7 protein-coding genes are annotated in these 12,129 nt (G+C 72.8%); 1 reads left to right on the forward strand and 6 read right to left on the reverse strand.

Features of this window, described 5'->3' with window-relative positions:
- Positions 1-358: 358 nt before the first annotated feature.
- From CWIS_RS05695 to CWIS_RS05725, 6 genes are all read right to left on the reverse strand, one after another.
- Positions 359-817 (reverse strand): adenylyltransferase/cytidyltransferase family protein, encoded by a 459-nt coding sequence (locus CWIS_RS05695; protein WP_048342294.1) that lies wholly within the window; start codon positions 815-817, stop codon positions 359-361.
- Positions 818-911: 94 nt separating this feature from the next.
- The gene (locus tag CWIS_RS05700; RefSeq protein WP_048342295.1) at positions 912-2,327 is read right to left on the reverse strand and encodes a polysaccharide biosynthesis tyrosine autokinase; all 1,416 of its coding nucleotides are present in this window, start codon (positions 2,325-2,327) and stop codon (positions 912-914) included.
- A gap of 45 nt (positions 2,328-2,372) precedes the next feature.
- Positions 2,373-3,665 carry a hypothetical protein gene (locus CWIS_RS05705; protein ID WP_141371646.1) on the reverse strand — a complete coding sequence of 431 codons (1,293 nt, stop codon included), beginning with the start codon at positions 3,663-3,665 and terminating at the stop codon, positions 2,373-2,375.
- Positions 3,666-3,755: 90 nt separating this feature from the next.
- A complete protein-coding gene (locus CWIS_RS05710) occupies positions 3,756-8,888 on the reverse strand; it encodes a PKD domain-containing protein (RefSeq protein ID WP_231583676.1) in 5,133 nt (1,710 codons plus the stop codon).
- Positions 8,889-9,023: 135 nt separating this feature from the next.
- Positions 9,024-9,719, reverse strand: a complete 696-nt coding sequence (locus CWIS_RS18295; RefSeq protein ID WP_053071574.1) for a hypothetical protein — start codon at positions 9,717-9,719, stop codon at positions 9,024-9,026.
- On the reverse strand, positions 9,709-10,803 hold the full coding sequence (locus CWIS_RS05725; protein WP_048342296.1) for an acyltransferase: 1,095 nt from the start codon (positions 10,801-10,803) through the stop codon (positions 9,709-9,711). The genes CWIS_RS18295 and CWIS_RS05725 overlap by 11 nt, the downstream gene beginning before the upstream one ends.
- Before the next feature lie 220 nt (positions 10,804-11,023).
- Here CWIS_RS05725 and CWIS_RS05730 point away from each other — a divergent pair, with 220 nt between their 5' ends.
- On the forward strand, positions 11,024-12,109 hold the full coding sequence (locus CWIS_RS05730) for a polysaccharide pyruvyl transferase family protein (protein ID WP_048342297.1): 1,086 nt from the start codon (positions 11,024-11,026) through the stop codon (positions 12,107-12,109).
- The last annotated feature ends 20 nt before the right edge of the window (positions 12,110-12,129 follow it).

Consider the following 12,129-nt stretch of genomic DNA (forward strand, 5'->3'; position numbering starts at 1 on the left):
ACCGCCCCACGCGCAGGCAGGGCCTCGAGCGCGGCGGCTGCGGCAGGGTCGGCGAGCAGGGCGGGCAGCAGTCCGGTCAGGTCCATGGGTCCTTCACAGCGACGGTCGTTCAAGCGACGGTTCGGGCACGAGGTTTCGGGCACGACGAGTCCGCCCACACCCGCGTGCGGGCAGCACGAACGCCCCCGCACACGCGGACAGCCGGTGCAGCGAAGAGCTGCGGCGAGCACCGGACGACGCGCTCAGGGGTGCGGCCACAGTCTACGAGCGGCCACCGACATCGCACCCGACAGCCGGACGGCACGCCTCGGACACCAGCGGCACGCGCCGCTGTCGCGGGTCGGTCAGCGCGGGTAGGTCAGCGCGAGCTGCCCGCGAGCTCCGGCGAGGACGCCCCGCCGCTCAGCGTCGCCAACGCACGCCGCAGCGCGGTGCTCGACGTCTGCAGCGTGTACGGGAAGTACACGACCTCGACCCCGACCTCGGCGAAGCGACGCTCCAGGGCCTCGCCCTTGGGCGTGCCGCGCCAGTCGTCGCCCTTGAAGAACACGTCGAACTGCAGCTCGCGCCACGTCTCGAGCTTGTCGGGGACGACCTCGGCGTGCACCGCGTCGACGAACGCGATGTGCTCGACGATCTCCATGCGCTCGACCAGCGGCACGACGGGCCGCCGGCCACGGGCCTGCTCGAGCATCTCGTCGCTCACGACGCCCGCGATCAGGAAGTCGCAGTGCTCCCGCGCCCGTCGCAGGATGTTCAGGTGGCCGACATGGAACAGGTCGTACGCGCCCGGCGCGTACCCCACTCGTCGTGCCATCCGAACCCCCAGGTCACTCGCTCGTCCGGGGCATTCCGGACAACGTCGAGACTAGGCGGTCACCGGGCATTTCCGACATGTGCGACAGGGTGAATTAACCCGTCTGGCCCGCCTTGGCGCGGGTGTGCGCCCCGTCGACGCGCTCGGAGCGGGGCCAGCGGCGCGTCCGCCGGCTCGGTGAGCCGTAGACGTAGGACTCCTCCTGAGCGGTGCGCGAGCGGTTCAGCACGGCCCCGACGACGCGACCACCGCCCCGGTGGACCGCGTCGACCGCACGGGTCAGCTGCGGCCGCCGGGCCTTGTGCGCGTCGACGACGAGGATCAGCCCCGCGACCTGGCGGGAGACGACGACGGCGTCGGCCACCGGGAGCAGCGGCGGGGTGTCGATGAACACCGCGTCGTACTCGTCGGCGACCTGCTCGAGCAGCGCGGCGAACTCCTTGGACGCGAGCAGCTCACCGGGGTTCGGCGGCGTGGCGCCCGACGCGAGGATCGACGGCCCGTCGCCGAGGTGCTGCACCACCTCGTCGAACTCGGCACGTCCCACCAGGCACTCGGTGAGACCTGCGGCTCCTTCGAGCCCGAGCCGGTCGGCCACCGCGGGCCGGCGCAGGTCCGCGTCGATGACCAGCACGCGGTCGCCCGCCGCGGCCAGCGAGAACGCGAGGCGCAGGTTCGTGTGCGTCTTGCCCTCGCCCTCGACGGCCGACGAGACGGCGAACATGCGCGGTGCGCCGCGCTCGCCGACCATCTGCAGGTTCGTGCGCAGACGGCGGAACTCCTCGGCCTGCGGACCGTTGAGCACCGCGTCCCCGACGCGTACCTCGAGCTCGCTGCGGCGCACGCCGCGCACGACCCCGAGCAGCGGGACGTCGATCGCCGCCTCGAGCTCTTCCGGCCGGCGCACCCGCGTGTCGAACGCCTGCCGCACGTACGCGGCCGCCAGTCCGAGGATCAGGCCTGCGAGCGCCGCGGCGATCACGTTGCGCTCGACGTTCGGCGACGCCGGCCGCTTGGGCGCGACGGCCTGGTCCACGATCGTCGCGCGGATCGACGCCGTGCCCTCGGTCGTCGTCGGGGCGACCTGCGCGATGACCGTGGTCAGCTCGCCCGCGACCGCGTTCGCGATGTCCGCGGCCACCTGGGGGGAAGGGTTGGTCACCGCGATGTTGAGGATCGACGTCCCGTTGAGGGTCGTGGCCGAGATGCTGCCGGCCAGGGCGCGCGCGGACGTCGTCAGGCCCAGCTCCTCCACGACGGGGTCGAGGACGATCGGCAGCGACGCGAGCTCGGCGAACGAGAGCATCTGCGCCTGGGTGTAGTTCGAGCCCTGGTTGAGGTCCGACGCCGAGTCCCCGACGGTGAGCGCGACGAACAGCGCCGTGCGCGCGCGGTACACCGGCTCGGCGCGCTCGGACAGGTAGCCGATGCCGAGGGTGAGCACCAGGATCGGCGCCAGCACCCACAGCCAGTGCTTGCGCACGGCGAGCACTGCGTCGTGCAACGTCATGGGGTCTCACTCTCGTCGTTGATCAGCGATTGAACCACCGCGTCGTCACACGACGCGTCCGCCGAACGCGTCCATCTTGTGCAGATCCGGTGGGGTCGTGCTCCGCTCGTCCTGCGGCACGCGGGACCTGGCGCCGACCTGTGCGACGGCGAGCCCTGCGACGAACCAGAAGAACGTCGTGAACTGGGTGATGAAGGCCACCGACGTCAGCCCGGGCAGGATCGCGACGATCGAGATGAGCGCCGGCCCGCGGTGCCCACGCACGAGCGCGACGACCGCGGCCAGCGCGCCGACGAGCAGCAGCGCGAGCGGGATGAGCCCGTAGGTGAGCCCGACGAGGATGAACGCGGAGTCGATCGACTCGAACGACCCGAACGACTGCGTCCCCGCGGCGTCGCGAGCGCTCGCCGACGACTGCCCCAGCCAGGTCATGGTCGGCACCAGCGAGAGCAGGTCGCCGCGGTACTCCGCGCTGCCGGCCGCCTCGTCGCCCGCGCTCGAGAACACGTCCATCGCCAGTGGCGCGGCGATCACCACGCCGATCCCCAGGAGCGTCGCCGTCCCGATGCGGAACCCCCTGCTCACCTGCCGGCCGAGCAGGGTCACGCACAGCACCACGCCCAGCACCACGGACAGCATGCCGATGCGGCTGAACGTGAGGACCGCGGCGGTCGCGACGACGAGGATCGCGATCGCCTTCACCGCGGGGCGCAGCCGGGACACCCACACGAACGGGACCGCCATCGCCAGGCAGGCACCGAGGGCGATCGAGTTGCCGAACGCCCCCTCGACGCGCGGCAGGCCGCCGCGGTAGCGGATCCCGCTCCACCCCGCGTACATCGAGTTCGGGAACCGGATCTCGACGAACCAGTTGCGCCGGCCGACGAACTCGACGATCGCCAGCACCGCGACGACGACGAAGACCACCGCGACACACGTGCTGAGCCAGTCGCCGTCGACGCGCGTCCCGAGCCGGCCGACCAGGTACGGCAGGCCCCACCCGATGATCGCCGCGTAGGCCTGCGTCAGGCCCACGTAGCCGAGCAGGAAGGAGACGGCCACGGAGCCGATGACGACGATCGTCACGACGTCGAAGGCGAGCAGCCGGATCCCGGACCCGCTCCAGAGCGCCACGACGATCGCGAGCCCGATCGCCATCAACGGGGTCACGAGCACGCCCACCGTCACCGCGACCCACGGCGGCACGAGGCACAGCACGATGAGGTACGTCGCATACCCGGCCTGCGGGCGCGCGTGCACGATCAGCGTCAGGGCGACGCCCATCGCACCGACGAGGAGCAGCATGGACAGGCTGTCCGCGTTGCCCACTGCGGGCATCTCGAGCCTCCGTCCCGCCGACGACGGCTCAGTGTCCCCGTACGGCGAGGCGGTGTCGAGGCGGCTCGGCGGGTGAGATCAGGACGGCGATCAGGCGATCTCCGTCGCGCGCAGGTCGCGAACCGACACGACGACGGCGCCGGTCGTGCTGGCCGGGGAGTACGCGGCCACGCCGATCCCACCGGCGTCCTGGAGCTCGGCCGTCGTGTCGCTGGCGGTCGCCGTCCACCCCGAGGGCTCCGACTGCCCGTCGGCCCACACCTTGGCCCGCAGGTCCGTCGTGCCCTGCCCCTCGGCCGCGAACCGCACCCGCAGCGCCTGCCCGGCCACGTAGGTGCCCGGCACCGTGGCCGTGGCCAGGACCGTGTCACCGGCCGCGAGCCGCCGCACCAGCCGGACCGAGACCGACCCGGTCTGCGTCAGCCGCACCACGGCCTGGTACTCCGAGGTCCAGCCCGAGGTCCGCGCCGCCACCCACGTCGAGGCCACGCCCGTGTCCGACAACCGGTCGAGCGAGACCACGACCGAGACGTCCACGTCGCGCGCCGAGACCCCGTCGAGCCGCGTCCGGGGCGTCGAGCCCGGGTTCGCGGTCAGCCGACCCGCCCCGCCCGAGACCGAGTACAGCGCCGCCGAACCCGCCGTCGTCCACGCACCGCCGGTGTCGGCAGAGCCCCAGCCGCCCGTGACCGAGCGACCGAACGCGTCCGCCGCCAGCACGCCCGGCTCGGGCGCCACGACCGTCACGTCGTGCGACACCGCGTGCTGCGCGCCGTCGTCGTCCGTGACCGTCAACGTGACGGTGTACGTGCCTGCCGCGGCGTACTCGTGCGACGCCGTCGCCCCCGAGCCCGTCGCCGTGTCACCGAAGTCCCACGCGTAGCCGGCGATCGTCCCGTCCGAGTCGGTCGACCCCGAACCGTCGACCGACGCCGTCAGCCCGTCCGTCGAGGAGGTGAACGCCGCCACCGGGGCCACGTTCGGCACCGGCACCACGGCACCCGGCTCGAGGGCCGCGAAGTCGCGCACCGAGAGGACGACGGCACCCGTCGTGGTGCTCGGGGAGTAGCCCCCGACCCCGACCCCGCCGGCGTCCTGGAGCTCCGCGGTGGAGTCGGTCGCGGTCGCGGTCCACGCCGCCGGCTCGGACTGCCCGTCGACCCACAGCTTGGCCTTCAGCGTCGTCGTGCCCTCCCCCTCGACCAGCAGCCGCAGCCGCAGCTGCTGGCCGGGCGAGTAGGTCAGACCCGTGACGTTCACGTTCGCGAGCGACGTGTCCCCGCCCGCCAGACGCCGCACCAGCCGCAGCGCGACGGCACCCGTCTGGGACACCCGGGCCGACGCCTGGTACTCCGACGTCCAGCCCGACGTGCGCGCGGACACCCACGCCTGCGCCACACCGGTGTCCGACAGCCGGTCGAGCGAGACCACCTGCGTCACGTCGACGTCCCGCGCCGAGACGCCGTCCAGCCGCGCCCGGGGCGTCGAGCCCGGGTTCACGGTCATCCGACCGGCGCCACCCGAGACCGAGTACAGCGCCGCCGAACCACCCGTCGTCCAGGCGCCACCGGTGTCCGCCGAACCCCAGCCACCGGTCACCGACCGACCGAACGCGTCGATCGCCAGCGCGGCCGGCGCCGCCTCCTCGACCGTCACGTCGTGCGACACCGCGTGCTGCGCCCCGTCGTCGTCCGTGACCGTCAACGTGACGGTGTACGTGCCGGCCGCGGCGTACTCGTGCGACGCCGTCGCCCCCGAGCCCGTCGCCGTGTCACCGAAGTCCCACGCGTAGCCGGCGATCGTCCCGTCCGAGTCGGTCGACCCCGAACCGTCGACCGACGCCGTCAGCCCGTCCGTCGAGGAGGTGAACGCCGCCACCGGAGCCACGTTCGGCACCGGGGCCGTCACGCTCACGTCGGCGCTGTGCTCGTCGACGCCGCCGCGGTCGTCGGTGACCGTGAGGGTCACCTCGTACGTGCCGGCGCTCTCGTACTCGTGCGAGGCGGTCACGCCCGTGCCGGTGTGCCCGTCACCGAAGTCCCACGCGTACGTCGCGATCGTGCCGTCCGAGTCGCTCGAGGCGCTCGCGTCGAACGACGCCGTGAGGTCGGCGGTGCTCGACGTGAACGACGCGGTCGGCAGGACGTTGGGCGCCAGACCGGTGCGTCCGAGCGAGTTGTGCAGGGCGATCACCGCAGGCGTGAGCTCCGTGCCGTACACCGCGACCTCGTCGATCGTGCCGGCGAACCACGGCTGCGGGCCCCACGTGGTGTCGCCACCGACGCGCCAGTAGCCGGTGAAGTCCTCGGCGTCCGCCGGTGCGCCCGAGGCCACCTGCGCGCCGTCGACGAACATCCGCATGCCGGTCGGCGACTTCGTGGTCACCAGGTGGTGCCAGGCGCCGTCGTTGTACGACGCCGGCGACGAGATCGTCGTCGTGGCTCCGGTCCAGACACCGAACGTCAGGCGCCCGTCGGTCTCCATGTAGACGTGGCGGTCGTAGTTCGACGACGTACCGGTGTTCGCCGCGCCGAGCCCGATGAGCTTGCCGCCCGCCGTCGTGGTCGTCTTGAACCACAGCTCCTGGCTGAATACCTGCGGGTTCGACCACGTCTGGTTCGAGACGACGAACCCGCCGTTGCCGTTGAACGTCGCAGCGCCGTTCGTGACGCCTGCGAGCGCACCCGCAGCGCCGGGAGCTGCGCCCGTGCGGTAGGTGCCGGGCGAGCCGTACGCGCTGGTGTCGAGCGCGGCAGTGCCCGAGGCCTCGCCGAACCGCCAGTACAGCTCCGGGTCGGAGTCACGCACCGACGCCCCGTACGCGTCCGCCGGGACCGGCGCGACGGCCGTGGTGCGCCCCGTCGCCTCGTAGTGCGAGCGGATCTGCGCCTGCGTGAGGACCCGTCCGTAGACGGCGACCTCGTCGACCGCGCCGTTGAGGTAGTTCGACGACGGCGCGTTCGGGAAGTTCGAGACCCGGTCGCCACCGATCCGCCAGTTGCCCCAGTACTGGCGCAGCCACGTCACGTCGATGCGCTGACCGACGCGCACGCCGTCGACGTACAGCCGCATCATGCCCGGCTCGTAGGTGCCGACCACGTGGTGCCACTGGTTGTCGTTGACCGGGCTCGACGAGCGCAGGTTGACGCGCGACGCCGAGTACAGGCCGAAGCTGACGCGCCCCGTGTTGTCCAGGTACAGGGCACGGTCGCTCGTGTCGGACAGGCCCGACGCGCGGTTGCCGTAGTTGACGATCGAACCGCCGGACGTGCTCGAGCTGCGCACCCAGGCCTCGACCGTGAACTTCTCGGGCGCGTTCAGGGTGGGTGCGAAGCCGGCCGTCGCGCTGCCCGAGCCCGGGAAGCGGGTCGCGGTGTCGGTGTCGTCGGGGATGGCGCCCGCGACGCCGCGCGTGATCCCGGCGCCCGAGGTCGTCATCGGCAGGAACCCGGCGGAGTCCGTGAGCGTCGTGCCGGACGCCTCACCCATGCGGTACTGCAGGTCGGGGCTGTCGGCGCGCACGGCGGCCAGGTAGGCGCTGGTCGCGCCGGCGTCGGCGACGGTCACCGGCATCGTCGAGCTGACGGCGCGGTTCCCGAACGGGTCGGTCGCCGTGACGATGTAGTTGATCGACGAGCCGGGCGTGCGCCCGGTGTCCGTGAACCCGAATGCCCGGGGCGTGAACCACGGGTTGGCGGTCAGCGCCTGCTGGTAGATGGGCGTGCTGTTCACCGAGCCGCGGAACACGCGGTAGGTCAGCGTCGTGTTGTCGCGGTCCAGGTTCGCGGCCCACGAGATCCGCACCTCACCCGCGGCGGTCGACTGCGCGCGCGTGCTCCAGTTCGCCCCGGTCATGCGCGGGCCCTGGTCGTTGGGCGCGATCGTCGGCTTCGCGAACCGTGCGAGGCCCTGCTGGAGCCTGCCGTTCACGCCCGGGAACTCGCCACCCATGACCACGTAGTCGTTGGTCGACTCGATCGACCACCCGGCCTGGCCCTGCCCCGTGAACGAGCCCGTGTAGACCTGCGGGTCGAAGTACAGCGCCGCCGGAGCCGGCTTGCCGGCCGAGTGCTGGTATCCGTAGATGTCCGGCGAGTTCGTGCCCTTGGGCGCGACCGTGTACGCGTTGACCATGTGCTGCGTCCACGGCTCCGTCTGCGGGTAGCCGTCCGGGATGTTGCCGCAGTAGTGCGAGTGCGACACCGCGTACAGGACGTCGCCCAGGCGGGTGACGGAGTACGTGTCGCCGTGGCAGTCGGCGATCCAGATCGTCGCGCCGGTGACGGGGTCCGCACGGAACGCACCCTCGAGGTTGCCGCCCGCACCGAAGTGGTAGCCGGTGCCGTACACGCCGGTCTCGTCGGAGTACAGGTCGAGGATCGAGGAGTCGGCGCCCGCGTCACGCACGTCGTTCTCCACCGGGAAGGAGACGCGCTCGCCGGTCACCGGGTCGACAGCGCCCAGGCCGTACCCGGAGGCGCCGGACAGCGTCGTGAACCGCCCGCCGATGACGACCTTCTGCTGGTCGGGCGTCATGGTGAGCGCCGTGACCGCGTCGTTCGCGTCGGCGACCCACGGCCGCAGCGCGCCTGTCGTCCCGTCGAACGCCGCGGCGTAGGCGCGCGGCTGCAGCGCCGCACCCGTCTGCGGCGCCACGGAGGTGAAGTTGCCGCCGACGTACACCGTGCTGTTCGTCGCGACGAGCCCGAGCCCTCGCGAGCCGAGCGTCGGGCGGAAGTTCGGCAGCAGCTGACCGGTCGCGGTGTCCCAGCCGGCGACGCGCACGCGCCACTGGCCGTCCACCTTCTGGAAGTCGCCCGTGACGTAGATGCGCGAGCCGTCCGGCGTGCGGGCGATGTGCAGCCCCTGGCCGTCGAGCACAGGCGCGAAGCTGGTGTCGAGCTCACCCGTACGGATGTCGTAGGCGAGGATGTTCGCCCGCGGGGTCGTGTTCACCCCCGCTGCGGCTCCGGCCGGCCGCACGGCCGAGAACGAGCCGACGGCGTACACCTTGTTGCCGACGATCACCTGGTCCCAGACGACACCCTTGTCGATCTGGACCGTGGGGAGCGCCGATGCGCTGACCGTGGCCGGGATGTCCGGGCGTTCGGGATCCCCGGGCGACGAGTCGGCCTGCGCGGGCAGCCCGACGGCCGTGACGATCATGGCGGCGACCGCGACGGACGAGAAGATCCCCCGCACGATGGTCCTGGTAACGCTCACGGCTTCCTCGCCCTCTGCGGCACGCCGCAGTCCGGTCATTCGGGTACAAACCGGACCATAAGGTCTGAGGCCGCCACCTCCCGCGCCCCGACGGAGACTTCACCCGACGACGCCAGGGGTTTTCACCCAACAGGGTCAGGAGATCTGCACGCCCTGTAGCACGACCGGGGAGAAGGTCGCCCCGAGCAGCACCTGCAGCGCGAGGGCGTCGCCCTCGTCGGGGCTCATGAACACGTACACGCCGGTGGCCGACGCGCCGGGTGCGAGGTCGCCCGAGAGGTGGTCGTTGCGCCCGTCGGAGTCGACGGGCGAGAGCGGGACGCCCTCGGCGCCGCCGAACGCCGCCACCGCGACGCCCGTCGTGTCGAGCGCCGCCCGGCCCTGGTTGGTCAGCTCGAGCGTGACGAGGATGCCGGGGCCCACGACGTCGCCGGGGCCCTTCGCCTCGGTCGTCGTCGCCGAGACGCTCGCGACGCGGACCTCGATGCCGTCCGTGGCGACCGGCTCGTCGCCGCGCCCCGTCACCGGCTCCTCGGCACCGAGCGGCGGGACGGGGACATCCTGCGGGTCGCCCGAGGGCGCGGCGTCGGGCAGCGGGGACGCGGTGCCCGACGCTCCCGTCGGCGCGGTCGTGGCGGAGGCCGGCGCGCTCGCGGTGGGGCTCGCCGACGCGTCCGGTGTCGCGCTCGTCGTCGTGGCCGTGGGCCGGGCGTCCGGCTCGTCGCCACCACCCAGCGTCAGCACCAGGACGACGACCACGACGAGCGCCGCGACGCCGCCGCCGATCCACCACCACCGCTGGGACCCCGTCGCGGACGACTCAACGCTCACTCGTGCCTCTTCCCGATCCGACGGCCTCGACGACCTGCTCCGGCGCGGGTGGCGCGGTCGGCACCACCCGGTTCGCGCGTCGCGCAGGGGCGACGAACGGCATCTCGAACAACCAGCGCACGGGCGCCCGACCCTTGGCGAACGCCAGCGCGGTCCCGACCATCAGCCCGGCGAGGTACGCCGTGCCGATCGTCGCCCACCACGGCGCCCCGGCGTCGCGCGTCCACCGCACGACCACGAGCATCACCGGGAAGTGCGCCGCGTAGTACACGATCGAGCTGCGTCCGACGAACCGGATGGGCCCCGTCCCGCGTGCCCCGCCGAGCCGCGCCGCCAGGTAGACGACGACCACGATCCCGCACAGCGAGAACGGCACGGTAGCCGCCACATAGGTGATGTCGTGCGTCGCCGCCGCGACCGCGAAGCCGAGCGCGGCCAGCCCGCACACGACGAGCGCCGGGCGGTTCGTGAGACGCGCGGGGAGGTCGCCGATCCGGGCCGCGACCCACGCGCCCGCGAAGAAGAAGACCGCGAAGTAGAGCATGCGGTGCAGCAGCGGCGAGGTGACCACCATCGCGGCCGCCCAGAACGCGAGGGGCGGCACCAGCGGCGGCAACCGGCGCAGCAGCGGCGCGACGAGGTAGTAGACGCAGATGAAGAAGAGGAACCACAGGTACGTCGACGGCCAGAACGTGCGGGGGTGCCACACCGGCAGGTCGAACCCGTCGACGAGCCCCAGCACCAGGACCCAGACCACGTAGGGCCACGCGATCAGCGCGAACTTGCCGCGGTAGTAGACGCCGAGCGGCTTGCGCAGCGACATGGGCAGCAGCAGCCCGGACAGGAACATCAGGGTCGGCATGCGATAGGGCAGCAGAGCGTCGTTGAACGCCACCACCGCCGACGGCACCTCGACGCCCTCGAGACGCGGCAGCGACGTCGCGTGCCACAGCAGCATGAGCAGGATCGCGGCGCCGCGCACGGTGTCCATCCAGACCATGCGGGGCCGCGCGGGCCGGGGCGCCGGGGCGTCCTCCCCCGGGGCGACGGGCGCCTGGCCGGCCGGCTGGTGCTCGGACGTCACGCGCCCTCCTCTCCCGGACCCGCCGACGACGTGCACGCACGCGACGACCGACCGCGTCCCATGACGCGGCCCTTCGACGCTAGACGCAACCGACGAATCGGGACAGACGGCACTCGGGTGATATGTCGGACAACACGTACTTTGTCGCGCACCGCGCACCTACACTCGCTGCGGTCGAGCCTGCAGGGGGTGCGGCTCATCGGACGACGAGGGGCGGACTGTGCGCGCGCTGGTGCTGTGGGCGGACCACCGCTCGTCGAACCTCGGGGTCCGCGTGCTCGCGGCGGGTGCGGCGGCGCTCGTCGAGCAGGTCCACCCGGGCGCGCAGATCGTCCACCTGCACTACGGGTCGGGGACCGCGCCGACCCCGGTCGGCGACTGGCGGCGGCTGGTCCGCTCGCGCGTCGACCCCCGCGAGCCGCTGCGCGACTGGCTCGCCGGGTTCGACCTGGTGGTCGACACCCGTGCGGGTGACAGCTTCAGCGACATGTACGGCCTGCGGCGTCTGGCCACGCACAGCCTGCTCGCCCGGCTCGTCGCGAGCACCAGCACGCCGCTGGTCATGGCGCCGCAGACCATCGGGCCGTTCGCCTCGCGCCGGGCCCGGGCGGTCGGGCGTCGTTCCATGAAGGACGCCCGACTCGTCATGTCGCGCGACTCGGCCAGCGCCGCGTACGCGCGCTCGCTGCGCCGCCCGGTGGACGTCGAGTCGACCGACGTCGTGTTCGCGCTGCCCCGGCCCGCCGTCGCGACGAGCCGCGACGTCGTGCTCAACGTCTCGGGGCTGCTGTGGGCCGAGAACCCGCACGTCGACCACGTCGCGTACCGGCGCGCGGTCACCGACGTGGCGCGCGGGCTCGTGGCCGACGGCCGGCGCCTGAGCCTCCTCGCGCACGTGCTCGACTCGCCCGTCGCGGACAACGACGTGCCCGCGGTCAAGGAGCTCGCCGAGCTGCTCGACGACGGCGACGTCGAGCTGGTCGTGCCCGACGACCTCGACGACGTCCGCGCGGTCACCGCCTCCGCGCGTCTCGTCGTCGGCTCGCGCATGCACGCGTGCCTCAACGCGCTGTCGACCGGCACGCCCGCCGTCCCCCTGGCGTACTCGCGCAAGTTCGAGCCGCTGCTGAAGGACCTCGGGTGGCAGCACACGGTCGACCTGCGCACGGCCGAGGACCCGGCCGGCGCGGTGCTCGCCCTCTCGCGCCTGGACCTCACGAGCGAGGTCGACCACACGCTGGCTCGCGCCCAGGAGCTGCTCGGGCGCGCGGTGGTCGCGCTCGGGGAGGTCGGGGGCGTCAGGTGAGCGAGCCCGCCGCCGCACGC

This window comes from Cellulomonas sp. A375-1 (assembly GCF_001040865.1).
Classification (GTDB): Bacteria; Actinomycetota; Actinomycetes; order Actinomycetales; family Cellulomonadaceae; genus Cellulomonas; species Cellulomonas gelida.